The following is a 24766-nucleotide window of genomic DNA, read 5'->3' as shown; positions in this document are numbered from 1 at the left end:
GGGATGTCGGCGCTGCGTGAGTGCTCTCAGCGCGCCGGACAGATGGCGCTGGACATGCGGCCGAGGTCGACGTGCCGCCGACTCACCAAGGCGATCCCAGTTCCAGACATGACGGAAGCGTGTCACGGCGATCTGGACACAGTCCAGCTTCGTCCATCATGCGGACACCCTTGTCTCGGATCGCGGGACAAGGGTGTTGTTGGTCACATGACGCGTGTTCCTGTGCGTCTGTGCAGGTCAGACAGGAAAGGCCCCCGGCCAGGGCCCCGGCGCGGGTGCCTCCCGCTCCTCCTCGACCTTGGTGTCGAACAGCCTGAACCCCCGGCGCTGGTAGTTGGCCATCGCGTGCTCACCGTCCTTGCTGCACGTATGCAGCCACACCCGCTTGGTCGGAGCCAGACCCGGCCAGCGGTCCGCGAGGTCCCAGGCGCGGGCGGCGCCGTACGACAGCAGGTGCCCGCCGATGCGCCGGCCCCGGAAGGCCGGGACGAGGCCGAAGTAGGCGATCTCCACGACCCCCTCGTCCTGCGGGTCCAGCTCCACGTACCCCGCCGGCGTGCCCCGGTCGTACGCGACCCAGGTCTCCACGCCGGGCCGGTCCAGGTACTCCTGCCACCGCGCGTACGTCCAGCTCAGCCGGTCCACCCAGCGGATGTCACCGCCGACCGAGGCGTACAGGAAACGACTGAACTCGGGCGAGGGCACCTCGGATCGGACGATCCGGACGTCTCCCTCGGGCGCGGCGGCCGGCAGAAGGTCGGTCGGCGCGGTCTGCTCCAGGGACCAGGTGGTCACGGCGATGGTGGTCATGGCGCTCAGGGAACCATCCACTCCACCGACCTGTCGATCGCGGGCCTCTGGCTAGCCCACCGACCGGTCGACCGAGGACAGCGGCAGCGCGAACAGCACCCGGCCGGACTGGGTCCACACCTCGCCGGTCTCCTCCCAGTAGGAGAGCGACTCCGCGTGCCCGCTCCAGCAGTGGTGCGTCTCGTCCGCCCCGCACCGAGCGGCCCGCGCACCCCGCGCGTCCTGCCGCCACAGCGTGCCCCGCCCGTCCGGCGTGGCGGCGGCACGGCCCACGTACCAGGCCGACCGGTACGACAGCACGCCCCGCACGTCCGTGGCCTTCGTCTCGTAGGCCTCCTCCGCCTTCGCGTGCCCCGAGGAATCGGTGGCCAGCAGCCCGGCACGCGCCGGGTCGCTGCTGAACGCGTACCTCCACAACCGGGTGTGCCGGTCGCCGTCCGAGGGCACCCACTCGCTCGCGACCAGGCTGTCCGGCGCCGTGCTGCGGTCCAGGGAGATGCTGTCGGGACGCGGGGCGCCGTGGCCGCCCAGCGTGTACGAGGCGACGGCGGGCAGGACGTACCGGTAGCCGTGCGCCGACCAGCCGCCGGGCACCCGGCCGACGGCGTCCGCGGCCACGCCGGCGCGCTGGACGCGGTCCAGGTCGTACACGTACAGCGCGCTGCGGTCCCCGGACTTGGCGGTCACCAGCAGCTTGTCCTGGTACCAGACCATGCCGTACACGGGGGAGACGAGCCCCCGGTAGTCGCGTCCGCCGTCGACCGGCACGGCGAGCAGCGCCCAGGTGTAGCCGAGGCGGTTCGGGTTGTTCGCGTCGACGAAGGCGACCCTGGCCAGGCCCTGGTCGGCCGCGCCGTCGTCCCGGCTCCAGGCGGAGAGGATCACCCGGTTCCGGCCCCAGCGGCCGTCGTCGTCGGCGTCCCCGGAGGTGGTGACCGCCCCGGCCCGCCAGCCCCGGGTGTCGGCGGGGTCCCAGCAGTACGCGCGGTCGGCCACGGGAGTGACGGGCAGCGCCTCACGCTCCTCGGCCGTGCAGTCGGCGGCGTCGCGCAGGGTGTGGTCGGCGTCGGACAGGACGGCACCGACACCGACGGGACGGCCCATCGCCGAGGCGAGCCGGTCGAGGGAACGCTGTGGCACCCGGTGCTCCGTGATGCCGGACCGGGCCGTCCCGGCGGAGGCGGTGAGCGGCTTCAGCGCCCCCGGGTCGTCGGTGACCGTGGCCTGCGAGGCGCTGATCATGGTGGCCGCGGCGGTCAGTGCGAGGGCGGTCCCGGCCAGGAAGGCGCGCAGCGCTTTGCCCCGTCTGCGTCGGCGATGTCTGCCGCGATGCTTCATCCATCCTCCCGAGGCCGGGCCAACTGCGCCTGGTGATCAGTACGTTGACCGAGGAGCAGGTGGGGTGACCCGTACGGGATGTTACGGCAGGCGGACCGCCTGCGGACGAAGACCTCGCAAATATGCGGAAGACACCGCCCCCAGGCCTGACGTTCAGGACAACCGAGCGGACGCGCGTCGCCCGGCCACCGCCGGCGCCGTCGAGTGCGGCAACAGGTCGCACGGGTCGTCGGGCAGCAGCATCTCGACCTCGGCGTCCTCACGGAAGCGGTACGGCCGGTGTTCCAGTAGACCCCCGAGATAGCGCCGTACCCGCGACATCTCGGCACGCACCGTCACCGTGCGGCCGGGGTCACCGAACAGGTCCTCGGCGAGCCCCGAGGCGCTGCGGCCGGTGCGGTGCACGGCCAGGAGGTAGAGCAACTCGGCGTGCCGGGGGCTCAGTTCGTGGCTCCAGGAGCCCGCGCTGCCGAAGACCCCCACGCACCAGCGGCGCGGCTGTCTGAGGTCCAGCACGATCCGGGCGGCCCGGCACGGCACCGGCTCGTCGGCGGGCCGCACCAGCCAGCCCCCGGCGAGCGGCTCCACCGAGCACAGCCCCAGCTCCGGCAGCCACTTCAGACCACCCGTCAGCGACGTGGGCAGTGCGATCCGCTTCGTGTACGGCATCCCCGTGACGGCCGCCGTCCAGCCGTCCCGGTCCACCACCAGACCGCGCCCGTCGATCCGGGCCAGCGCCGGCGCCGCCACCGCACGCAGCCGCTCCAGCGACTGAAGGTGCACCTCGCGCAGCCGGGCCTCGGCCAGCTTGGCCACGGAGTCCACCCAGGCGAGCGTCGACGGGTGCATCGTCTCCAGCGGCCCGCTCACGTCGACCACGCCCAGCAGCCGCCCGTCGCGGGGATCGGTCAGCGGGGCTCCGGCGCAGGTCCAGGTGACCTGCGAACGCACGAAGTGCTCGGAGCCGAAGACCTGGACGGGCCTGCGCACCACCGCCGGGGTCCCCACACCGTTGGTTCCCACGACGTCCTCCCGCCAGTCCGCGCCGGGTTCGAGGCCCAGCCCGTCGGCCTTGCGCAGCACGGGCGCGCTGCCCTCGCGCCACAGCACCCGGCCCTCCTCGTCGGCGACGACCATGATGTGGTGGGCGATGTCCGCGACCGAGAGCAGGCCCTCTCGCAGCACCGGCAGCACATGCCGCAGCGCCGAGGTCTCCCGCCGCCGCTGCACCTCGTCACGGGAGAGCAGCCCCGACCGGAAGTCGTGGTCGGGGTCGACACCGCCGCGCAGCATGCGCTGCCAGGACTGCTCGATCACCGGGCGCGGCGCCACTGGAGCGCGCCGGCCGGAGAGCTTGGCGGAGCGGACCTCGCTGAGTACCCGGGCCGCCTGTGCCGTGTCGACGGCGGCGAGGTGCGTCACGTCCATCGGCGAGAGCGCCACTGGTCCTCCCGGAAGAAGGGCTCGGGCGGGCGATGTCCGCGGTCTGCCGGCCCCGGCCCCGGGGCCCGTCCCGAATGTTCGTCTCATGGTGACCGCTTGCTCTGACGGAGGGGCACAGTCCGCACACAGTCAGCAGCAAGTTGCAACCTCTTGCAACCCTGGTGGACGGCCCCGCGCTGGCTGAAACTTGAGCGACGCCGTCCCGAGCGGCGTTCGTGGCCTCGAACGGGCCAGTAGGCGGGGGTGGTGCCGTGTCGGCGCAGCACCACCCCCGTCCCTTGCGTCCGGGTCAGGACACCGGCCGGGCCCGCTCCACCACCGACGCCAGGTCCAGCGTGTGCGGCAGCGTCCCGAAGGCCGCGCCCCCGTCCCCGCCCAACCGCGAGGCGCAGAAGGCGTCGGCGACCTCCGGCGGCGCGTACCGGACCAGCAGCGCCCCCTGGAGCACCAGCGCCAGCCGCTCCACGAGCCGCCGGGCACGCGCCTCGATGCCCTCCAGGTCGGCGAGTTCGGTCAGCAGGTTCTTGATCGCCGCGTCCAGCCGGTGGTCGGCCCCGCGCGCCGCCCCCACCTCCCGCAGATAGGCGTCGAGCGCCCTCGGCTCCCGCTGCAGCGCCCGCAGCACGTCCAGCGCCTGGACGTTGCCCGCGCCCTCCCAGATCGAGTTCAGCGGCGACTCGCGCACCAGCCGGGGCATCCCGGACTCCTCGACGTACCCGTTGCCGCCCAGGCACTCGGCCGCCTCGACCGCGACCGGCGCGCAGCGCTTGGTCACCCAGTACTTGGCCGCCGGCACCGCGATCCGCAGCAGCGCCCGCTCCTGCTCGCCGCCGTCGTCGTAGGCGGCCGCGAGCCGCAGCGCCAGCGTCGTCGCCGCCTCCGACTCGATCGCGAGATCGGCGAGGACGTTGCGCATCAGCGGCTTGTCGATCAGCTTCCCGCCGAACGCCTCGCGGTACGTGCAGTGGTGGACCGCCTGTGCCACGGCCTGCCGCATCAGCCCCGCCGAGCCCAGCACACAGTCGAGCCGGGTCGCCGCCACCATCCCGATGATGGTGCGCACCCCGCGCCCCTCCTCGCCGACCCGGCGCGCCCAGGTCCCGTCGAACTCGACCTCGGCGGAGGCGTTCGACCGGTTGCCCAGCTTGTCCTTCAGCCGCTGGATCAGGAACACGTTGCGGCTGCCGTCCTGCAGCACCCGAGGCACGAGGAAGCAGGTCAGACCGCCCGGAGCCTGGGCCAGGACCAGGAACCCGTCGGACATGGGCGCCGAGCAGAACCACTTGTGCCCGGTCAGCTCGTACGTCCCCTCCTGCGCCAGCGGCCGGGCGGACGTGGTGCCCGCCCGTACGTCGCTGCCGCCCTGCTTCTCCGTCATGCCCATCCCGAACAGGGCGCCCGCCTTGAGCTGCGCCGGCCGCAGCCCTCGGTCGTAGACCGTGGACGTCAGCCGCGGCTCCCACTCGGCGGCGAGGGCGGGGTCCGTGCGCAGGGCGGGCACCGCCGCGTGGGTCATCGACAGCGGGCAGCCGTTGCCGGCCTCCACCTGCGTCCACATGAGGAACCCCGCCGCGCGGCGTACGTGCCCGCCGGGCCGCGTCCAGGCCGCGGTCAGGCCCGCCGAGACGCCCTTGCCGAGCAACCGGTGCCAGGCCGGATGGAAGTCGACCTCGTCGATCCGGTGGCCGTAGCGGTCGTGCGTGCGCAGCCTCGGCGGGTTCTCGTTGGCCAGCACCCCCCACTCCTGCACCTGGAGCGAGCCGCAGGTCCGGCCGAGGCCCGACAACTCGTCCAGCGCCTCGCCCAGCAGCTCAGGCGCCACATGCCGTTCGACCGCCTCCACCAGGGCGCGGTCGGCGGTGAAGACGTCGTACCCGACGAGCGGCGGGGCCTGATTCGTCACGATGTGGGTGCTGCCTGCCATGTCTGCGAACCTACCCCGAGAGGAGACCGGCAGGCAGAAGATCCGGCCGCCGGTGCCGTACGCCCAGGTCTGCGGGCGGGCGCGGGTGAGTGCGGGCAGGCGCGACGGATACCTTTAGGACGTGCAGGCAGCAAGCGAAACCCCCGACAGGCACTCCGGCCGTCTCCATCGGGCACGAGCCCTCTACCGGAACGTATCCAAGCGCAGGACCGCCTGGCTGTTGCTCAAGGACACCGTCAACTCCTGCATGGAGTACCGCATCCTGGGTCTCGCGGCGGAGGCCGCGTTCTTCACGCTGCTGTCCGTGCCGCCGCTGCTGCTGAGCATGATCGGCCTGCTCGGTTACGTCGACGCCTGGACCGGCGCCGACACCATCCAGAGCCTGGAGACCAACCTCCTGGAGGCCGCGCGCACGGTGCTCTCCGACCGGGGCGTCAAGCAGATCGCGGAGCCGATCCTGCACGACGTGATGAAGGGCGGCCGGCCCGACGTCATCTCCATCGGCTTCCTGTTCGCGCTGTGGTCGGGCTCCCGCGCGGTGAACGTCTTCATCGACACCATCACCGTGATGTACGGCCTCGACGGCGTCCGGGGCATCGTCAAGACCCGCCTGATGGCCTTCCTGCTGTTCATCGTCGCCCTGCTGATCGGCTCGGTCGCGCTGCCGCTGATGGTGGCGGGCCCGGACGCGGTCGTACGGTTCGTCCCGTGGTCGACGACGGTCGTCCAGGTCCTGTACTGGCCGGTCGTGATCGTTCTGTCGATCGCCTTCCTGACCACGCTGTACCACGTCTCGGTGCCCGTCCGCTCCCCGTGGATCGAGGACGTGCCCGGCGCGCTGGTCGCCCTCGGCATGTGGGTCCTCGGCAGCTTCCTGCTGCGCATCTACCTCACCAACACCGTCGAGGGCCCCACCATCTACGGCTCCCTCGCCGCGCCCGTCGCCGTCCTGCTGTGGATCGGCGTCTCCGCGTTCGCCGTCCTCGTCGGCGCCGCGGTCAACGCCGCGATCGACCGCGTCTGGCCGGCCGCCGCCACGGCCGCGGCCCGCGAGGCCAACGAGCGCCTGCGCCAGGCCCAGGTCGCCGAGTACGTGGCCCGCGCCGCCGCGAACGGCGAGTCCGACCCCGACATGCCGTCCGAGTTCCCGGAGCGGTGGTCCCGGTTCCTGCCGCCGGAGGACGTGACGTCGCGGCTGCGGACGCATGTGAAGAGCGCCCATCCGCCGCACAAGCCGGAGGACTAGGCCCTGTCGTGTGGATCAGGCCGGCCGTGAGGTGCGGTGCCGCAGATGTGCGTGCCGGACCCCGCGACGCCGGGATGATCCAAACGACAGGGCCTAGACTTTCCAGGCTCCTGCCGCCGCGGCGTCCCGGACGTACTCCGAGAAGTCCCGCGGCTCGCGGCCCAGGACCCGCCGCACGCCGTCCGACACGTGGGAGTTGCGGCCGTCGAGCAGCGACTCGAACAGCCCGACCAGGAAATCGGCCTCCTCCGGCGGCACCCCGAAGGCGGTCAGGTTCTCGCCGTACCGGCGCGGCGGCACGGGCACGTACGTCAGCTCGCGCCCCGTCGCCTCGGCGATCTCCGCGACGGCCTCGCCGAAGGTCAGCAGCCGGGGCCCGGAGACCTCGACGGTCTGCCCGGCGTATGGGTCGCCGCTCGTCAGCGCGGCCACCACCACGTCCGCGATGTCCCGCACGTCGACGAACGGCTCGCGCACCCCGTCCGCCGGGAACACCAGCCGCCCGCTCAGCCGCAGCTCCTCCACCAGCGGACCCTCGCTGAAGTTCTGCGCGAACCAGGCGGCCCGGACCACCGTCCAGTCCGCGCCCGCCTCGCGCAGCGCCTCCTCGGTGGGCCGCGCCTGCTCCTCGCCCCGCCCCGACAGCAGCACCAGCCGCCGTACGCCGAGACCGGCCGCCTCCCGCGCCAGCGCGCCGACCGCGTCGGCGGCGCCCGGGGCGCCGACGTCGGAGGGGTAGGCCAGATAGGCCGCGTCGGCGCCGCGGAGGACGCCCGCCCAGGTCGACCGGTCCTGCCAGTCGAAGCCGTTCGCCCGGGACGCCGCCCGTACCGTGAGGCCGGCCGCCCGCGCGGCCTCGGCCACCCGGCTTCCCGTACGCCCGGAAGCGCCCGTCACCACAACCGTCATGTGTTCCGTGTTCTGTGTCATGCCTCCGAGTCAACTGCCGTACGGCGCACGGTCCCATCGCTGAACGGCTCGTTCCCATGCGCGCGCGTCTACGCTGGCGCCATGGACGTCCTCGCAGGCCTGCTGGAGGGGCCCCGCGCCCGGGGTGCGTTCATGACCCGGGCGTCCTTCGACCCGCCGTGGGCGGTGCGCGTCGAGGACCGGGCGCCGCTGACGGTGATGCTCATGGTCCGCGGCGAGGCCTGGGTCATGCCGGACGCGGGGGAGCGGGTGCGGCTGCGGGCCGGGGAGCTCGCCATCGTGCGCGGCCCGGTCCCGTACACCTGCGCCGACGACCCCGGTACGGCACCGCAGGCGCTGATCCTGCCGGGCGGTGAGTGCAGCTACCCCGACGGGCGGCCCCTGAACGGCTCCATGGACCTCGGCGTGCGCAGCTGGGGCAACCGGCCCGACGGGTCCACGGTGGTGCTGATCGGCACGTACCTCATGCAGAGCGAGATCGGCGGGAGGCTGCTGGATGCGCTGCCCCCGCTGCTGGCCCTCACCACCGACGCGTGGGACTGCCCGCTGACCCCGCTGATCACGGAGGAGATCGTCCGTGACGAGCCCGGTCAGGAGGTCGTCCTGGACCGCCTCCTCGACCTGCTGGTCATCGCCGCGCTGCGGGCCTGGTTCTCCCGCCCGGAGGCCGAGGCACCCGCCTGGTACCGGGCCCTGGCGGACCCGGTCGTGGGCAGGGCCCTGCGGCTGTTGCAGGACGACCCGGCACACCCCTGGACGGTGGCGTCGCTCGCCGCCAAGGCCGGGGTCTCGCGCGCCGCGCTCGCCCGCCGCTTCACCGACCTCGTGGGCGAACCCCCCATGTCCTATCTCACCGGCTGGCGCCTCGCCCTCGCCGCCGACCGCCTGCGCGACACCGACGACACCCTGGAGGCGATCGCCCGCCAGGTCGGTTACGGCAGCGCGTTCGCGCTGTCGACGGCGTTCAAGCGGGTGTACGGGGTGAGCCCGCAGAAGCATCGGATGCGGCCGAAAGAATAGAACGCGAATCCGGAAAGCGCGTTCCGTGAACATCCCTCGGTTGCCATGATGATCGCGTCCCCGGGGGGAGGGGGCGCGGGGGCGCGTGCGCAAGGACGTCGCGGGGCGCGCGTACCAGTAGCGAAACGGGAGGGAGAACTCTCATGCGAACGGAGTTCGAGCTGACCCGCGAGGGGGACGACTTCGTTGCGCGGCTCGACCCGGCCCAGGCGAACGCCCTGCACGAGGCGCTGAGCTACGCGCGCCGCGGAGATGCCACCGACGCCTACCTGAAGGTGCTGCTCGGTGCCGACCGGGGTGTGGTCGACGGCCTTGTGCAGCGCCTGAGCGGTCCTCGCACCGAGCCGCTCGACGTGCGGCTCCGGCCCGAGGAACTGCATGTGGTGCTGAGCGCGCTGACGAATGCCGCGGCGCACTTTGTCACGGCCGACGGCCTCTTCTCCCAGGAGCCCTTCCTCATACGGCTGGGTTTCTACCGGGAGAACTTCGATGCCCTGGCGCTGGCCATCGTCAACGCCGCTTACCGGGCGTACGAGGCTCAAGCCGACGAGGTGACCGAATGAGATTGCGCATACGCCTCTCCCGTGACGGAGAATCGTTCATCGCACGGCTCAGCCCGTACCACGCCGATGTCCTCCACCGGGCACTGACCTGCCTGCGGGCCCGGCAGCGTGGGGACACGGCCCTGGCCGTGCAGGTCGGCGCGGGTGCGAAAGCCGTGGACGCCCTCGCCGCACGCCTGGCGGGCGACCACGCGAGGTCATTCGACCTGCGACTGTCCGCAGCTGAGGTGCACGTTCTGCACAGTGCGCTGACCGCCGCGCCACTGATGTTCCTGGACGGCCGCGACCGTCTGTTCTCGGAGGAGCTGTTCCACCGGGAGACGGGCTCCTTCAGAGAGCATTTCGACGCCCTGGCGCGCAGCCTCGTGGAAGAAGTCTCCAAGGCATGACCTTGACTTCCGTGTCTGAGAAGATCAGAACGACCGTACGAATGCAGAGGTGGGGGAACATGGCCGTTCTGGTGCTGCTGGGTGTCCTGGTGCTCGTCATCGGCGGGTGCGTGTGTGTGGTGTGGGCGGAGCGCGGTGGTCCCCGCTGGGTCCGCATCGTGGCCGCCGTGACGCGTGGCGCGGGCGAGCTGCTGCACAGCGCCGGCAAGGGCAGCCGAGGGGGATCGAACCGGACCGGTGACGACGGCGGAGAGTAGCCGGTAGGGCGTAGCCTCGACCACGTGTATACGGAGCGCGCGTCCCGGCTCGCCGGTGCGGTGGTGTGGACGAACACCCTGGTCGGCGGCGGTGCGGGGCGCATTCTGCCCGACGGCTGCATGGATCTGCTCTGGAACGACGGCCGGCTGCTGGTAGCGGGACCGGACACACGGGCGTACGTCACCGAGGGTGGGCCCAGCAGCTGGGCGGGCGTTCGGTTCTGTCCGGGGACGGCCCCGGCCCTCCTCGGCGTGCCCGCGCACGAGCTGCGCGACCGGCGGGTCGCCCTCGCCGATCTGTGGCCGGCCTCGGTCGTACGGCGCCTCACCGCCCGCGTCGACGCGGCCCCCGACCCGGCGAGCGGGCTGGAGCAGGTGGCGCTGGCCCGGGCGGCCGACACCGAGCCCCCCGACCCGCTGCTCCGGCAGGTCGTCGTGGCCCTGGGGGCGGGCCGTCCGGTCGCCGCGATCGCCGACGAACTCGGCCTCGGCGCCCGTCAGCTGCACCGCCGCTCGCTGGCCGCCTTCGGTTACGGTCCCAAGACGCTGGCCCGGGTGCTGCGGATGCAGCGCGCCCTCGCGCTGGCCCGGGACGGCGTACCCCTCGCGGAGACGGCCGCCCGGGCCGGGTTCGCGGACCAGGCCCATCTGGCCCGGGACGTGAAGGAGCTGGCGGGCGTGACGGTGCGCGCGCTACTGGGCCGGTAGGGGAGCGAACAGGTCGACGCCGTTGCCGTCCGGGTCGGCCACCACCGCGTACCGCTGCCCCCAGAAGGCGTCCCAGGGCTTGAGCTCGCCGTGGTGGCCTGCGGCCACCAGCTCCTCGTACAGCGTGTCCACCTCCTGCGGGCCGTCGCACCGGAAGGCCAGCGAGGACCGGCCCCCGCCGGTGGGCGGCTGCCATCCGGCGTGGAACGAGCGGACCGTCTCCTCGGTGTCGAGCAACAGCCGCAGCCCGCCCGGCAGTTCGGCCTCGGCATGCGGCTCACCCTCGGAGCCCTCCGGGAAGACGAACCCGAGGCGGCGGTAGAAGGTCACGGACGCGGCCATGTCGGAGACGACGAGGCCGATGGCGTTGAATCGTGCGGTCATGCGGCCACCGTAGGCAGGGTCCGCCGGGCCGGTCTTGAAGGAATCGGACAGAAGCGTGTGGCGGGGTCGGGCGGCCCGGCGTCAGGGGGTGCCGGCAGTGGGTGCAGCGGCTGATGGGGCCGTGCCGGCGGGCGTCGATCAGCTCTGCCGACGGGTCGAAGGGGCAGCCGGACCGACGCGCCGTCGGCAGCGCCGTGGGTGAGTCCGGCCGGGAGGACGGTTGACCCGGCTCACTCGTAGGTGATCGTGCCGTCCTCGTCCATCGTCGGGTGGATCTTCATGGGCCCGTACTCGTCGATGTCCGAGGGGCGCGGCGGCTCCGGGCCGTCGGGGCCCATGCGGAGCATGCGTTCGGTACGGCAGATCCGGAACAGCCGGTCGTCGACGCGGAACTCGTCGGCACGGCCGAGCGCCTTGTACTCCTCGGCCGCCTCCGCGTACCGGGCCTTCTTGGCGTCGTCGTACTCGTAGAGCATCGCCCAGATCTCGGACAGGCCGTTGTAGAGCATGCGCCGGGCGTCGTGCGGTGTGGTCATGAGCGTGCCACACGTCTGCCAGCCGTGCCCGTCCCGCTCGACCACGCCGAAACCGGTCGGCAGCAGCACGATCTCCGGGTGACTGGCGATCGCCCGCTGCGAGTCCGCGCGTACGCCGGAGGGGAAACGGGTGCCCGTGTAGGCGAAGTCACGCAGCCCCAGCTTGAGCGCGCCCTCCAGCGGGCCGCCCGAGCGGGACGGGTCCAGGACGAAGCCGACGTCGGGGGACGGGGCGTCCTTCGTCCGCTTGTCCCACGAACGCTGCCTCGGCTCCGGGTCGGTGGGCCGGGGCGGCTCCAGCCCGTCGTCGTTCATCCGCGCGAACTCGTCCCCGCGCACCACCCGGTAGCGAACCCCGCACGCCTCCACCTCGTCCACCGGCTCCCGCTCCAGCACCGCGACGGCCGCCAGCAGTTCACGCCGTACGGCCGGATCGTCGGTGCCGTCCTTCGCGGTGAACCACAGATGCGAGTTCAGCCCGTCCCGGGCCATCTGCGGCATGCCGTCCACCACCGGCTTCAGCAGCCGCCACTCGGGGCCCGCCGCCGGATCCAGCGCGGCGACCCCGAAGACCGGCCCGCGCATCGCGATACGGGGATAGCGCCGGGAGGCGTCCACCGCGTCGGCCTCCCGCACCCAGGCGGCGGGGTCGTCCCGGCGGATCAACTCCTCGTGGAGCGCGTCGATCTGTTGCTGCCAGTCATCGGTCATGCGCGTATTGTTGCCGGGCGCGGCGGTGCGGGGCAGCCGGAACGGCTCAACAAGTGGGGTCGTTGGGCAACTTCAGGAAAGTGGTACGACTTCCGCACCGACCCGCGAGGGGCGGTGCGTGCGGGGCCCGGCCGAGGGCATTGGCCGAAACCGTTCCCGTCCCGTCCCAGCCCGTCCCACGAGGTCCCCGTACGACCCGCCGTCGGCGGGGACGCCGCCGGACCGGGCGTGGACCGTCCCGTGCCGGTCCACGTACTCCGGCAGGCCTCGCCGTGCCCACCCCCTGGCCGTGACTCTTTGCCATGCCAAGCGAAACGAGCCGCCCCAGGGGGAACCCACGGGTGTCGGCGGTTCGGGGAGAGGAAGACTTCATGAGCATGCGCAAGCGGGCCGTCGCGATGGTGACGGCCGCGTTGCTGGCGGCCGGGAGCACCGGGATCGCCCTGGCGCCGGCCGCGAACGCCGCGGCGTACCACGGCATCGACGGCAGCGGTCCCGTCTTCGACGACTGGGGAGAGGAAGAGGACCTCGGCATCGAGAACTACACCGAGAGCAACGCCACGGCCCTGTGGCAGACCGTCCTGTGGGCGGACGGAGCCCAGTGGGAGGACGAGGACGGCGACCGGCACCCCTTCAAGAAGAACCAGATCGACGGCACCTTCGGCGCGGAGACCGAGTCGGCCACCCAGTGGTGGCAGGAGCAGCGCGGCCTTGCGGAGACCGACGGCGTCGTCACCGACGAGACCTGGGAGCGGGCTCAGTTCCGGCTCCGCGGCCCGTTCTCGGCCAACAGCGTCCAGTACGCGGGCATCGCGCACATCGCGACCTTCAAGCGGGTCAGCAAGAAGTACCAGGTGAAGCTCAAGGGCAACGGGCCCTGGAAGAGTGCTCACTACGACTCGCGCGGCTGAGCGCACCGCGTACCGGCGGGAGCGGGTGGCCCCGCGGCCACCCGCTCCTGGCGGTCACCCGCTCCCTGCGGGCAGTGTCCACAACAGCCCGGCCACCACCAGCAGCACGATGACGGCGAACGCGACCAGCGCCGCCGTCCGCCAGCGCCGGTACTCCGCGCCGCTCGGCACCCGCGTCGCCTCCGGCGGCCCGGCGGGCACCACCGCACCGCGCGGCCACGTCTGGTCGGCCAGGTCCCAGAGCGCCACCAGCCGCGCCTGGTCCGTCCCCGCCACCCGGCACAGCGCCTGCACCGCCCCCCTCGGCGGCTGTTTGGCCCCGCTGAGATACCGCTGCCAGGACGACTTGCTGTACGCGGTCCGCCGGGCCAGTTCGGCGAGGCTCAGGCCCGTACGATCCTTCAGGCCCCGCAGTTGTTCGACCAGGTGCCGCGCCTCCCTCGGCAGCGCGTCCGGCAGAGGTCGCCAGCGTGTCATCGTCGCCCCCCAAGCGCTCGCCGCAGCCCCGCCCCGGCCACGGCCCCTCCCCGCCGCAACGTTCGACGCCGGGTCTTCCCGACCAGTTCCCTTGCTTCGTAAATGCGCACATGTGAGTGCCTGTTCCCAAACCGCTTGGTGGGCAGCCGCGGGCTCTGCGCTGGCGTGGTGTCCGAGGACGCGGAGCGGGCCGAGGAGCGGGTGTGCGGCGGCTGCGGCGAACGGCTGCGGCCGGACGCGCGACCCAGCGCCGTTCACTGTTCGACGGCATGTCGTTCCAGGCAGTGGCGTCGGGCCCGCCGGCTGCGTAAGCGGGTAGTGGCGGAACTCAGTGACGAGGGCCGGGCGAAGTGCCCGGCCTGCGGGGCGAGTCTCTGTGATCGCCGACTACATCGAAGCCTGACCGGCGGGACCGGCCGCCAGGCGGCCGGACCCGCCCCGTCTTCGGGGAGGAAACGTTGGCACGGCGCCGCTGCTACCCCTCCGACACCTTCGACGAGGAATGGGCCCTGCTCGAGCCGCTGCTTCCGCCGCCGGCGCTGGGCATGGTCGTGCTCAATCGGCCACGGCGGCCGGACGTACCGGCGAGCCGATGGGACAGACGTCAGACTCCGCACAGACGGGATAACCGGTCACTCGAGCTCAGGAGACTCCAGTACCGGCGGTCAGCGTGGTGAACCGCCCTTCCAGGTCGGCCAGGAACTTCTCGCCGTCGGGCAGTATTCCGGCGATCGCCCGTACGGTGGTGCCGGCCGGAGCCAGGCCGTGCCCCCGTATGGTGGCACGGCCCCGGGCGGACTTCAGCGGGCGAGCAGTCCGCGGAGAACCACCCTTTCCACAGCTGCGACGAGTTCCGTCAAATGGGAGGCGTCAGCGCGGAGTCGGTCCGCGCGCCAGGAGAGGCCGAGAACGCCGTTCATGGCAGCCCACAACGCGGTGGCGGTGGTGACGGGATCGAGGTCGGAGGCGAGCGAGCCGTCGGACACCCCGTCGGCCAGGGCGGCGGCGAGTTTGGCGTTCTGCTCGTCGACAAGGGCGGCGACCCGTTCCAGGGCCGCGGGTTCGTCCGGCGGCTCGGCTAGCAGGCGGAACTGGTGTGGGCGCTCGGAATGGCGGGCCGGCCGCGCAGCCCGCACCGCGCGCGAGCGGGCCGACGCGGCGCTTGCCGAGCGGATCCGGGCCGTGCACGCCGAGTGGGACGGCACCTACGGCCGCCCCCGGATCACCGCCGAACTGCGCGAGGAGGTCGAGTATGTGAACCACAAGCGCGTCGGGCGGGTGATGCGGAAGTTCGGTATCGCCGGGCTGCGGCTGCGCAAGCGCCAGGTCACCACGGTGCCCGAGCCGTCCGCCACACCGGTGCCGGACCTGTTCCGGCGCGACTTCACCGCGAGTGCGCCGAACACCAAGTACGTTGGCGACATCACCTACCTGCCGGTGGGCGACGGCGAGTTCCTGTATCTCGCATACGCCGCGATCTCGCACGGGTGATGCCGGGGGCCCCAGTGTCCGAACTGCCCGCCCGCACCATGTCGGCCCGGGGCCGCGCAAGGCCATGACCCGGCGGGCGCCCTTCCCTCCTCCCCGCCCGAACCCGCCGCGCCGCGTGCGGCCGTGGTCGGGCGGGAGGGGAAGACCCTCGTCCGACGCCTGCGCCCCGGCCTGCGCTCCCGGGGCGGAGCCGTTGCATGAGGGGGAGTAGGGAGTGGGGTCGCCACCAGGGAACTCGTGGAGCTTGTGAACCCAGTACTTGCGGTGAAGACCGTTCTGGATGGTGCGGCGATCCGCATGCCCGGCAGAAACCCGAGTTCGTGGTCCGCACACGCGGTGTAGCCGACGGATGTGGTGGAAGTCGGTGATCCAGCTCGCGATATGGACCCTGGCCTCCGTGTCCCGACGGTGTCTGCTGGTGTGGCCGTCCGCTTCCCGCGGCAGCGCGACGTGCTGTGACAGGTTCCGTCCGAGTCCATCACGTGGATCTTCGCCCAGACGACGTTGTCGTCCTCGTCGAGCAGCCTGGAGGCGATCCACCAGGAGTCGCTCTTGCCGGGAGCGGTCGCGGCGAGGTCGTCGGCGGCGCGCTGGTCAGGGTGGGGTGGAACGCGCTCATCCCGCCTTCTGTGTCTCGGGACCGAGGACACGCAGCTGCGTGATCAGCCCGTTCGCGTCGACGGTCACGTGCTCGACGGCGCCCTGGGACGCGAGGTGCCCGTCGGTGGTGCGCCAGGACGCTATGAAGCGGACTTCGAGTGTCCCGTCGCCGAGCGCCGTGGTGGTCCACACGTGCTTGCTGTCGGCCATCTCGGAGTAGAAGTTCCGGTAGAACTCCGTGATGTCGGCCAGGCCGGTCACCGGCGGGAGGTCGCCGAACTGCACGGTGGCCCCGGGCGCGAACACCGATCCCAGTTCCTGCAGTGCCTGCGGTTCGTGCACGGCGCGGTCCACAAGCGTGATGTAGCGGTCGGCCACCGTCTCGGTCGTCTGGGTCATCGCATGTCCTCCTTCTCGTGTGGTGGGTCAGCCCATCAGGGCTTTGCCGAGCCTGGCGCCGGCCGGGGTGGAGATCGCGCGGATCAGGGTGCTGCGAGCGACGCGGCCGAAGCGGTTGGCGGGCATGAAGAAGTGCCGCATCCGCAGGGCTTCCTTCTGGTGGCGGGTGACATGCGGGCGCATTTGCTGTTCCCAGCTGCCCAGGGCGGTGGGCAGGTCGCCGTGTTCGGTGAGCAGCCGGGCCAGCAGTTCGCCGCCGGCGATGCCCATGCCGGAACCCTGGCCGGAGTGCAGGGTCATGCACCAGGCGGAGTCACCGAGCAGGACCACCCGGCCCTGGCTCCAGCGGCTCATGTGAATCTGGCTGACCTGGTCGAACAGGACGGATTCGGAGCGGTCCATCGCCTCGAGCATGGCGGGCACGAGGTCCCCACCGAAGCCGGCGAAGGCCTCGCGCAGGGCGACCGAGGGCTTCTTGCGGATCTCGGCGGCGGGCCAGTCGGTGCGGTAGAGCAGGAAGGCGACCGGGGGGTGGTCGCGATAGCTGTTGATCCAGGCGGAGCGCCCGGGGGCGGTGGCGACCGCGCTGTCGCCCTCTTGCAGACCGGACAGCGGGCCGTCCATGAGGCAGGCGGCCACGACGTGGTCGAAGTCCTTGCGGTAGAGGTCCTCGGGGCCGAAGACCAGTGAACGGACGGTGGAGTGGATGCCGTCGGCCCCGATGAGCAGGTCCGCGCTCTCCACGGACCCGTCGGTGAGGGTCACCGTCACCTGGTCGCGGTCCTGGGTGATGGTCGCGGGCCCGGTGCCGTAGCGGATCTCCACCAGGTCCTTCACGGCCTCGTACAGGACACGCTCCAGGTCGCTGCGCAGCAGCATCCGCATCGGGGTGCCGTTGACCTGTTCGGGAAAGGTCAGGCCCGGTGTGAGACGGCCACGGGCATCGACTTCGAACATACGCCCGTCGGGGTCGCGGCGGTCCGGGAGCGAGTCCAGGATGCCCAGGCGTTCGGCGGCGGTGTAGCCGGGGCCGTTGAAGCGGACGAAGTAGCCGCCGGTGCGGCGCTCGGGGGCCCGCTCGACGATCAGGGGCTGCCAGCCGGCCCGGTGCAGGCTCAGCGCCGCGGCCAGCCCGGAGATGCCGGATCCGACGATGAGGGCGCGACGGGCGCCCTGCGGGGGGAGTGACGAAGAGGTCATGCCTCGACCATACCCTTGATCCGTACTGGATGACCAGATTCGAAATTTGGTCATCCAGTAAAGGGGGTGGGATGCTGTGCTCATGACCTTGGACCGCTCGGCCGCTGCCCCGCAGGCCGACCACGCACGCGCCGAGCGCATCCTGGCCGCCGCGCGCGAACTGCTGTTGGCATGGGGCTACAAGCGGGTCACCGTGGATGAGATCGCGCGCCGCGCCCGTATCGGGAAGGGCACCGTCTACCTCCACTGGAAGACGAAACAGATGCTGTTCGCCGAACTACTGCGGCGTGAACTCCGCGAGGCGCTCGGCGTCCTCGCTGCCGAGATCAGAGAAAACTCCGCTGCCGCCCTGCCCAGCAAGGTGGTACGGGAGGTGTTCGTGCAGCAGACCCGCAACCCCGTCACGCGGGCCATCCACGCCGGTGACAGCGACGTCCTCGGCGCGCTCGCCGTCACCCCGGCCGGCCGTCCCGTCATCCAGGAACTCGGCTTCCACACCCTGCTCGCCCGCCTCGTCGAGGTATGGCGCGCGCACGGGCTGATGGCCGTCACGACCCCGGCGGCGGACCAGATCTACACGATCGACGCGGTGCTGACCGGATTCATCACGGGGGGCCTCGCCGTCCCGGGCGAGGACGTCCGCCCGGACCATCGGGCGGACCTGCTCGGCCACACGATCAAAGCAGCCCTGGAAACCTCCGTCACGCCGGACGAGGCCGTACTCCGTGAGGCGGCCCAGGACGTGCTCGCCGCCCTGGGTGCGGCCCGGGACACGCTCATGACCTGACGGCGGCCCTCCGTGCCGGCCGCAGCTCCGCTGTTCCCCGGGCGCCGGTGATCACCGCGGGGCGGGCCGACGGCCACCCGACACCGTGCCGCGTGCAACGACGACGGCGGCGCCCGGCAACTCGAACAGTCCTGCCGTTGCCGCCCTCGACGGCATCGATCAGCTGCCGCCCACCCGCGAGCCCCATCAACTGGGCGGCCGCTGGACAACGTCACAGCCACCCGATCGGTGTTGCGGCTATGCCTTGCACCATCTCGTGACAGCGGCGGTGGCCGCCGAACCCCTTGCGAGCCGTTGCGGCGGCTCAGGAGCGGGGCCTGACCAACCCGGCATCGTAGGCCATGATCACGGCCTGGATGCGGTCGCGCGCACCGATCTTCGCGAGGACCCGGCCGACGTGCTTCTTGACGGTGGATTCCGTGAGGACCAGCCGCTCGGCTATCTCCGCGTTGGTCCAGCCTTTGCCGATCGCCACCAGGACCTCGTGCTCGCGCTCGCTCAGCGTCCGCAGCCTGGGATCGGTGTGCGGCTCTGCGGGGGAGACGGGAGAGAGCACCCGGTGGGCGTGGGCGTCCAGCAGGCGTCTGGTCAGTCTCGGAGCGACGACCGCGTCGCCTGTCGCCACCGCATGGATCCCGGCGACGACTTCCTCGGGGCGGGCGTCCTTGAGCAGGAAGCCGCTGGCTCCGGCGCGCAGCCCCTCGTAGGCGTACTCGTCCAGGTCGAAGGTGGTGAGGATCAGCACGCGGGTACGGCCGCCGGCGGCGACGATCCGCCGGGTGGCCTCGATGCCGTCCATGCCGGGCATGCGGACGTCCATGAGGACGACGTCCGGGCGCAGGTCGGCGGCGATGCGGACGGCTTCGGCTCCGTGTCCGGCCTCGCCCACGCACTCCATGTCCGGGGTGCCCTGGAGCAGCATGCGGAAGCCGAGGCGTTGCAGAGGCTGGTCGTCGGCGATCAGCACGGTGGTCATGGGGTCTGCTCTCCCTGGGGCTGCGGGTCTCCTGGGGCGGGGGCTTGTGCGGGGGGCGGGGTGGTCGCCGGCGGATCGGTGAGTGTCACGTCCACGGTCCAGCCGGGCCGGTCGTCACGTGGCCCCGCGGTGACGGTGCCGCCGTACATGGCGGCCCGCTGCCGGATACCCACCAGTCCGTGTCCCGGACCGTCAGCCTCTGCCAGGGGCCGCGCCGATGTTCGGGCGCCGGGGGGCGGCCCGGTGTCGGAGACGCTGATCCGGATGTCTCCGTGCCCGGCGGTGACGGTGACGTGTGCGGCTGAGCCGGTGCCGGCGTGCTTGAGGGTGTTGGTCAGGGCTTCCTGGACGACGCGGTAGACGGTCAGTTGCACCCCGCCGCCGAGGGCGTCGATGTCTCCGGACGTCCGGCAGGTGACATGCACACCGGCCGCACGGACCCGGGCCAGCAGCGGATCCAGATCGCGGACACCGGGCTGCGGGCTGAGCCGCTCGGCCTGGTCGTCGGCTGCGTCGCCCAGGACACCCAGGACGCGCCGCAGTTCGCTCATCGCCTGCCGTCCGGTGTCCCCGATGATGCGCAGGGCCTCTTCGGACCGCTCGCCCGTGCTGGAGGCGAGGATGGCGGCGCCGTCCGCGAGTCCCACCATGACGGACAGGTTGTGGCCGACGATGTCGTGCATCTCACGGGCCACGCGGGAGCGTTCGGCGGCGGCGGTCAGCCTCTCGCGCTGCTCACGCTCGATCTCCAGTCGGGCCGCCCGGTCCTCCAGCGCCGCGAGGTACACCCGCCGGGTGCGCAGGGCCAGGCCCACGGCGATCGCGGCGATCTCCTGGCTCGCCACCGTCAGCAGGCCCTGCCACAGGCGGTCGGCGGGTGCGAGGAACCACACCGCCGCGTTCAGCTCGACGGCCGTCGCGGCGGCCGCCCAGCCCAGCCGCCGCAGGGGGCCGTTCAGTGCCAGGTTGAACAGGGCGATGAGCAGACACCCGCCCGTCGGCAGCAGCAGGCCGAGCGCCATGGAGGCCGGGGCGCACACCGCGATCACCGTGAAGACGGCGGTCGGCGCCCTGCGCCGCCACCACAGCGGAACGACGAGCACGGCGGACAAGGCCGTCTGTAGGCCCAACGGCAGGTCGGCGAGAGTCCGGATCTCGCCGAACGGGCCGTGCTCGCCCGGGGAGTAGGTCTGGAACGCTGTCACAGCGGCGACCACCAGCACGATCGCCGAGTCGAACAGCCCCGGATGCCGACGGCTGCTCCATGTCAGGTGCCGCTGCGCGCGCAGCAGACGCCCCATGAGCGGATGCGACCAGGCCGCCTCCAAGCCGGGGGGCGGCGCGAGGGCCGGCCGGCCGGAGCAGGGGCGGCGGCCCGCGCCGGCGGCCTTCGCCCCTCCTGCCGTACCCGTTACAGGCATGCCCTCCCCCAGCCGGTCAGACGTCCGTACGGACAAGCCGGTACGCCGCCCCGGCCAGTGTCAGCGCCACCCATCCGGAGAACACCGCCAGGCCCGCCCAGGGGCCGAGCGAGTCGCTGGCCTGGTGCAGGTGCGTCACCGCTTGGCCGGCGTTGCTGGGCAGATACGGTGTGATGTCGTCCTTCCAGGACGCGGGCAGCAGCGAGGTCAGGCCCGGCAGGATCAGCAGGCTGCTCACCAGGACGGTGATGCCGCTGGCGGTGGAGCGCAACAGCGAGCCCAGGGCCACACCCCACACGCCCACCAGTCCCAGATAGAGGCCCGCTCCGATCAGGGAGCGCAGCACCCCGTCGTCCCCGAGGGACAGGGAGATGCCCTGGCCGTCCAGGGACGGAACACCCAGCCCGAACGCCGCCAGCGCGCCGATGACGGCCACGGGCACGACGAGTACGCCGGTGACGACGCTCTTCGACCACAGCACCGGCAGCCGCCTGGGCACCGCCGCCAGCGTGGAGCGGATCATGCCCGTACTGTACTCACCGGCTGACATCAGGACCCCGAGGACGCCAACGGCCAGTGAGGCGAACGTCAGGCCCGTCAGGGCCACGCTGACGGCGTCCTCGGGGCCGGAGGACGGTCCGGGCGGACCGCCGCCGTCGCTGCCCGGGCTGTATGTGGCGGCGGCGATCGTACCGATGGCGGTCAGCAGGAACAGGGACACGCCCAGGGTGATCCAACTGGACCGCAGCGACCAGAACTTGCCCCACTCCGAGCGAAGCACCCCGAGCGCGGTGACCCGGTAGGCGGGCCGGTCGGGGCGGGCAGGTGCGGCGTCCGCGGTGTCCGGCGTGATGGTGATGGTCATCAGGCGGCCCTCCGGTCGGCGGTGTCGGCGGGGACGCTGTGGTACTCCACCGCGTCACTGGTGATGTCCATGAACGCCTCCTCCAGGGAGACGGTCTGCGGGGTGAGCTCGTACAGCGGAATCCCGTGTTGCGCGGCGATCGCGCCGATGCCGCGCGCGTCCACGCCCAGGACGACCAGTTCCTCCGCGGCCGAGGACGTGATGGTGACGCCCGGTCCCGACAGCAGCGAGCGCAGCTGTTCCGGCTCGGTGGTGGCGACCCTCACGCCCCTGCCTCCGGCCTCCTGGATCAGTCCGTCGACCGTGGTGTCCGCCAGCAGCCGGCCCCGGCCGACGACGACCAGGTGATCGGCGATCAGCGCCGTCTCACTCATCAGATGCGAGGACAGCATCACTGTCCGTCCCTCGGCGGCCAGCCCCGACAGCAACTCGCGCACCCACAGCACGCCCTCCGGGTCCAAGCCGTTGACCGGCTCGTCGAGCATGATGATCTCCGGGTCGCCGAGCAGCGCCGCCGCGATGCCGAGCCGCTGGCCCATGCCCAGGGAGAAAGCCCCGGCCCGCTTGTGAGCCACACTGTGCAGCCCGGCCAGTTCGATGACCTCGTCGACGCGGCGGCGCGGTATCCCGTGGGTACGGGCGAGGGCCATCAGGTGGGCGAAGGCGGTGCGGCCCGGGTGGACCGAGCGTGCCTCCAGCAGCGAACCGATCTCCTGCAGCGGCGCGGCGTGCCGGTCGTAGCGTCGGCCGTTCACCGTCGCCGAGCCGCTGGTGGGCGCGTCCAGGCCGATGATCACGCGCATCGTGGTGGACTTGCCGGCTCCGTTGGGACCGAGGAAACCGGTGACCTGGCCTGGCTTCACGCTGAAGCTCAGCCGGTCCACCGCGGTCTTGTCCCCATAACGTTTGGTCAACTCTCGTACTTCAATCATGGGTTGATCCCGATCCACTCCCGCCGCTCCGGCCAATCCGGAGCGCGTGCCTCAAAGCTAGGAACGGAACAGATCGCGTCCCTGGGACCAGGGGGGACACTTCGGCATCGCAGTGGTACCTCGGTACCACTGGGGCGACATCCTCCCCTGGCCTGACCAGCCCGCTGAACAGGGCCCGCTCCTGGCCGTTTCCGAGCGGTGACGACATGCGCCGCTACGTCCGCTGAATACGGCACATCTCCCTGGGTGTGCTCGCACACGCCTTTCTCGTGGTCCGGCCAAGCGGCGGCGAAGAAGGACGCGGCAACTCGCTCCAGCGCCGGCCTGGCCAACTGCTTCGTCTCCACGCAGTGCACTGGTCGCGGCGCAGGCGCCAGGCTGTCGCCCGCCCCTACCACTCCCTCCAACGCCTCCGCATGTCGGCACTGCCATCCAGCCCTCCGCCGGAAGGTCCCAGCCACGTATCACCAACAGCCTGCTGCGCTCTGGGAACGGGCTCCTGATCATTCGCGACCGCATGACGGCCCGACCGCGTCCGCGGTCGGGCCGTGCACCGGTGTCCGAGGGTCCAAATTTGGACATCCGGAGGCCAGCATGATGTTACAGATTTAAACCATAGGGCCGTTCCCGACTGTCTGGCCGGCCTGGGCGGCCATGCGGCGCAGCCATATGTGGGCCGGTTCCCGCTCATGGAGGGGATGCCACCACAGGGACTCCACCAAGTGACCGATCTCGAAGGCGGGTTGCACGACGGTGATCGGTTGTCCGGAGAGGGTGGGGACCGCTACCCGTTCGGGCATCAGGCCGATCCGGTCGGTCCCCGCGACCAAGTGGGGAATGGCCAGGAAGTTCTCCGTGACGATCTCCGCGTGCGGTTCGATGCCCTCGGAGTGCAGGCGGTTCAAGGGGGAGAAGACCGGCGACGGGTGACGGTAGGGCAACACCCAAGGGCGCTCCGCCAGTTCCTCCCGCCCGAGGACTGCCGGGGCGCCGTCGGCGGACACCACGCACACCCAACGGTCCTTGTACAGGTCGAAGGTGGGGATGTTCGACAGGATGCCCTGGGGCAGGACGAGGGCGTCCACCGTGCGCAGGTTGTCCAGCGCCTGCTGCACGACCCGTTCGGTGCTGTGCTGGAACCGCAGCCGCACGTTCGGCGCGGCAGTGCGGACCAGGTCGGCCAAGGCCCGCCCGAACGTGGGCAGTTGGCAGTCGGCCATGATCACGGTGAACTCGTGCCGGGCCTGCGCGGGATCGAAGTCGGGGCGCGTCTGGAGGACCCGGTCCGCCCAGCCAAGGGCCTGCTCGGTGTGTTCCACCAGTCGTTCCGCCAGGGGGGTCAGCTCGTAGCTGTTGCCCACCCTGACGAGGAGTTCGTCGCCGTAGTGCCGGCGCAGCCGGGCCAGGGCCGCGCTCAGCGAGGGCTGGCTCAGACCGAGCCGTTGTGCGGCCCGCGTCACACTGCGCTCCTGGAGGAGCGCGCCCAGCGGCGGCAGCAGGTTGAGGTCCAGAGTCACAGCACCCACCACTAATGATCATCAGCTCTGTCTATGCCAAGCATAAGGGATTTCGGCTTCCCTGATCCCAGGGGCGGACGCGACAGTGGTGACAAGGCTCCGCGGGACCTCGTGTCAGACGAACCGCCACCACCTCAGACGTTCGCATGCTCGGGCCTGCACCGATCGATGCAGGTGCTCCGAACCCATCAAGGAGGCGACAATGCCGTCGTTCCATGTCCTGATCGCCGGCGGAGGCATCGGAGGGCTCTGTCTCGCGCAGGGACTTCGCCGCGCGGGCATCAGCTGCACCCTCTTCGAGAGCGCGCCGGGCATCGGGCGGGCCGGCTATCGCCTGCACATGAACGGCGCGGGTGGCCGCGCTCTCCAGCAGTGCCTGCCGGACAACCTCTTCGAGCTGTACATGCAGACCTCGCGCGAGACGCCGCGCCGTGAGGTCATGGTCATGCTCGACCACCAGGCCCGCGAACTCGGCGCCCGCCCCCACATCGGCCCGCCCAACGACCCGCGGCGGCCCCACACAGCGGTCAACAGGCGCACGCTGCGCCAGATCATGGGCCTGGGCCTGGAGGACATCGTCCGCTACGACAGCACCGTCACCGGCTTCGAGACGGACGGCGAGAAGGTCCGGGTGCTGCTCGACGACGGCACGAGCGAAACCGGGGACGTACTGGTGGGCGCCGACGGCATCAACTCCGTCGTACGCAGGCAGCTGCTGCCCGACGTCGCGGTCGTGGACACCGGAACGCGCGGCCTGTACTCCACCGCACCGCTGACCGACGACCTGGCGGCGAGCCTGCCCGAGGCACTGTTCGACGGCTTCGCCGTCGCCGCGGGACCGAACGGCGCGATGTTCGCGTACGGCGTGTACCGGCCGCGCAGGCCGGTCGCCGAGGCGGTGGCCGAACTGGCGCCCGGCGCCCCCGTCGAT

26 protein-coding genes and 1 pseudogene are annotated in these 24766 nt (G+C 71.8%); 10 read left to right on the top strand and 17 right to left on the bottom strand.

The features are described 5' to 3' along the window. Positions 1-26 precede the first annotated feature (26 nt). The 5 genes from NW895_RS41225 to NW895_RS19735 all read right to left on the bottom strand — a co-directional run bounded on the left by NW895_RS41225 (position 27) and on the right by NW895_RS19735 (position 5515). Positions 27-110 (bottom strand): putative leader peptide, encoded by an 84-nt coding sequence (locus NW895_RS41225; RefSeq protein ID WP_310591794.1) that lies wholly within the window; start codon positions 108-110, stop codon positions 27-29. Between the two features lie 127 nt (positions 111-237). Continuing rightward, a complete protein-coding gene (locus NW895_RS19750) occupies positions 238-810 on the bottom strand; it encodes a GNAT family N-acetyltransferase (RefSeq protein WP_289937056.1) in 573 nt (190 codons plus the stop codon). Between the two features lie 51 nt (positions 811-861). Further along, a complete protein-coding gene (locus NW895_RS19745) occupies positions 862-2148 on the bottom strand; it encodes a hypothetical protein (protein ID WP_289937055.1) in 1287 nt (428 codons plus the stop codon). A 153-nt stretch (positions 2149-2301) separates the two neighbouring features. After that, complete coding sequence (locus NW895_RS19740) at positions 2302-3591, bottom strand: GAF domain-containing protein (RefSeq protein WP_289937054.1); 1290 nt, start codon at positions 3589-3591, stop codon at positions 2302-2304. A 289-nt stretch (positions 3592-3880) separates the two neighbouring features. Further along, positions 3881-5515 (bottom strand): acyl-CoA dehydrogenase family protein, encoded by a 1635-nt coding sequence (locus tag NW895_RS19735; protein WP_289937053.1) that lies wholly within the window; start codon positions 5513-5515, stop codon positions 3881-3883. A gap of 121 nt (positions 5516-5636) precedes the next feature. Between NW895_RS19735 and NW895_RS19730 the strand changes: the two genes are divergently transcribed. Beyond that, entirely contained in the window at positions 5637-6761 is a 1125-nt protein-coding gene (locus NW895_RS19730; RefSeq protein WP_289937052.1) for a YihY/virulence factor BrkB family protein, read from the top strand. A 93-nt stretch (positions 6762-6854) separates the two neighbouring features. Here NW895_RS19730 and NW895_RS19725 read toward each other — a convergent pair whose 3' ends face one another. Beyond that, complete coding sequence (locus NW895_RS19725) at positions 6855-7691, bottom strand: NmrA family NAD(P)-binding protein (protein ID WP_289937051.1); 837 nt, start codon at positions 7689-7691, stop codon at positions 6855-6857. 81 nt (positions 7692-7772) lie between these two features. Here NW895_RS19725 and NW895_RS19720 point away from each other — a divergent pair, with 81 nt between their 5' ends. From NW895_RS19720 to NW895_RS19700, 5 genes are all read left to right on the top strand, one after another. Beyond that, entirely contained in the window at positions 7773-8711 is a 939-nt protein-coding gene (locus NW895_RS19720) for an AraC family transcriptional regulator (RefSeq protein ID WP_289937050.1), read from the top strand. 143 nt (positions 8712-8854) lie between these two features. Next, positions 8855-9274 (top strand): hypothetical protein, encoded by a 420-nt coding sequence (locus NW895_RS19715; protein WP_289937049.1) that lies wholly within the window; start codon positions 8855-8857, stop codon positions 9272-9274. Further along, positions 9271-9663 (top strand): hypothetical protein, encoded by a 393-nt coding sequence (locus NW895_RS19710; RefSeq protein WP_289937048.1) that lies wholly within the window; start codon positions 9271-9273, stop codon positions 9661-9663. Before NW895_RS19715 ends, NW895_RS19710 begins: the two co-directional genes overlap by 4 nt. A gap of 59 nt (positions 9664-9722) precedes the next feature. Continuing rightward, positions 9723-9920 carry a hypothetical protein gene (locus tag NW895_RS19705; protein WP_289937047.1) on the top strand — a complete coding sequence of 66 codons (198 nt, stop codon included), beginning with the start codon at positions 9723-9725 and terminating at the stop codon, positions 9918-9920. A gap of 24 nt (positions 9921-9944) precedes the next feature. Further along, positions 9945-10628 carry a helix-turn-helix transcriptional regulator gene (locus NW895_RS19700; protein ID WP_289937046.1) on the top strand — a complete coding sequence of 228 codons (684 nt, stop codon included), beginning with the start codon at positions 9945-9947 and terminating at the stop codon, positions 10626-10628. On the opposite strand, the gene NW895_RS19695 is transcribed toward NW895_RS19700, so the two are convergent. Together NW895_RS19695 and NW895_RS19690 are read right to left on the bottom strand one after the other, a co-directional pair. Further along, the gene (locus NW895_RS19695) at positions 10614-11012 is read right to left on the bottom strand and encodes a VOC family protein (protein WP_289937045.1); all 399 of its coding nucleotides are present in this window, start codon (positions 11010-11012) and stop codon (positions 10614-10616) included. The two genes, NW895_RS19700 and NW895_RS19695, sit on opposite strands and share 15 nt — an antisense overlap. A gap of 230 nt (positions 11013-11242) precedes the next feature. Continuing rightward, positions 11243-12259 (bottom strand): DUF5954 family protein, encoded by a 1017-nt coding sequence (locus NW895_RS19690; protein ID WP_289937044.1) that lies wholly within the window; start codon positions 12257-12259, stop codon positions 11243-11245. A 371-nt stretch (positions 12260-12630) separates the two neighbouring features. Here NW895_RS19690 and NW895_RS19685 point away from each other — a divergent pair, with 371 nt between their 5' ends. Continuing rightward, positions 12631-13170: a peptidoglycan-binding protein gene (locus NW895_RS19685; RefSeq protein WP_289937043.1), complete on the top strand. Its 540-nt coding sequence runs from the start codon at positions 12631-12633 to the stop codon at positions 13168-13170. Between the two features lie 54 nt (positions 13171-13224). On the opposite strand, the gene NW895_RS19680 is transcribed toward NW895_RS19685, so the two are convergent. Beyond that, positions 13225-13647 carry a helix-turn-helix transcriptional regulator gene (locus NW895_RS19680; RefSeq protein ID WP_289937042.1) on the bottom strand — a complete coding sequence of 141 codons (423 nt, stop codon included), beginning with the start codon at positions 13645-13647 and terminating at the stop codon, positions 13225-13227. An 800-nt stretch (positions 13648-14447) separates the two neighbouring features. Then, positions 14448-14783, bottom strand: a complete 336-nt coding sequence (locus NW895_RS19675; RefSeq protein WP_289937406.1) for a hypothetical protein — start codon at positions 14781-14783, stop codon at positions 14448-14450. Here NW895_RS19675 and NW895_RS19670 point away from each other — a divergent pair. Beyond that, a pseudogene (locus tag NW895_RS19670) lies at positions 14776-15146 on the top strand (IS3 family transposase); the annotation flags it as partial. The gene NW895_RS19675 and the pseudogene NW895_RS19670 overlap by 8 nt on opposite strands. 607 nt (positions 15147-15753) lie before the next feature. Here the strand turns inward: NW895_RS19670 and NW895_RS19665 are convergent. Then, positions 15754-16137, bottom strand: coding sequence for a nuclear transport factor 2 family protein (locus NW895_RS19665; protein WP_289937041.1), 384 nt, complete (start codon positions 16135-16137; stop codon positions 15754-15756). A 27-nt stretch (positions 16138-16164) separates the two neighbouring features. Further along, the gene (locus NW895_RS19660; RefSeq protein ID WP_289937040.1) at positions 16165-17337 is read right to left on the bottom strand and encodes an FAD-dependent monooxygenase; all 1173 of its coding nucleotides are present in this window, start codon (positions 17335-17337) and stop codon (positions 16165-16167) included. An 82-nt stretch (positions 17338-17419) separates the two neighbouring features. Here NW895_RS19660 and NW895_RS19655 point away from each other — a divergent pair, with 82 nt between their 5' ends. Beyond that, complete coding sequence (locus NW895_RS19655; protein WP_289937039.1) at positions 17420-18124, top strand: TetR/AcrR family transcriptional regulator; 705 nt, start codon at positions 17420-17422, stop codon at positions 18122-18124. Positions 18125-18428: 304 nt separating this feature from the next. On the opposite strand, the gene NW895_RS19650 is transcribed toward NW895_RS19655, so the two are convergent. The 5 genes from NW895_RS19650 to NW895_RS19630 form a co-directional block, all read right to left on the bottom strand. Beyond that, complete coding sequence (locus tag NW895_RS19650) at positions 18429-19100, bottom strand: response regulator transcription factor (protein WP_289937038.1); 672 nt, start codon at positions 19098-19100, stop codon at positions 18429-18431. Then, entirely contained in the window at positions 19097-20401 is a 1305-nt protein-coding gene (locus tag NW895_RS19645) for a histidine kinase (protein ID WP_289937037.1), read from the bottom strand. The genes NW895_RS19650 and NW895_RS19645 overlap by 4 nt, the downstream gene beginning before the upstream one ends. 136 nt (positions 20402-20537) lie before the next feature. Then, positions 20538-21386, bottom strand: coding sequence for an ABC transporter permease (locus NW895_RS19640; protein WP_289937036.1), 849 nt, complete (start codon positions 21384-21386; stop codon positions 20538-20540). Beyond that, a complete protein-coding gene (locus NW895_RS19635; protein ID WP_289937035.1) occupies positions 21386-22318 on the bottom strand; it encodes an ABC transporter ATP-binding protein in 933 nt (310 codons plus the stop codon). Before NW895_RS19635 ends, NW895_RS19640 begins: the two co-directional genes overlap by 1 nt. Positions 22319-22926: 608 nt before the next feature. Then, a complete protein-coding gene (locus tag NW895_RS19630) occupies positions 22927-23844 on the bottom strand; it encodes a LysR family transcriptional regulator (RefSeq protein WP_289937034.1) in 918 nt (305 codons plus the stop codon). Between the two features lie 193 nt (positions 23845-24037). Here NW895_RS19630 and NW895_RS19625 point away from each other — a divergent pair. After that, positions 24038-24766 (top strand): NAD(P)-binding protein (locus NW895_RS19625; RefSeq protein WP_289937033.1); only part of this gene is annotated, 729 nt, incomplete at its 3' end.

The organism is Streptomyces sp. S.PNR 29 (assembly GCF_030386795.1).
Taxonomy (GTDB): domain Bacteria; phylum Actinomycetota; class Actinomycetes; order Streptomycetales; family Streptomycetaceae; genus Streptomyces.
This window is presented reverse-complemented; position numbering and strand designations above follow the sequence as displayed.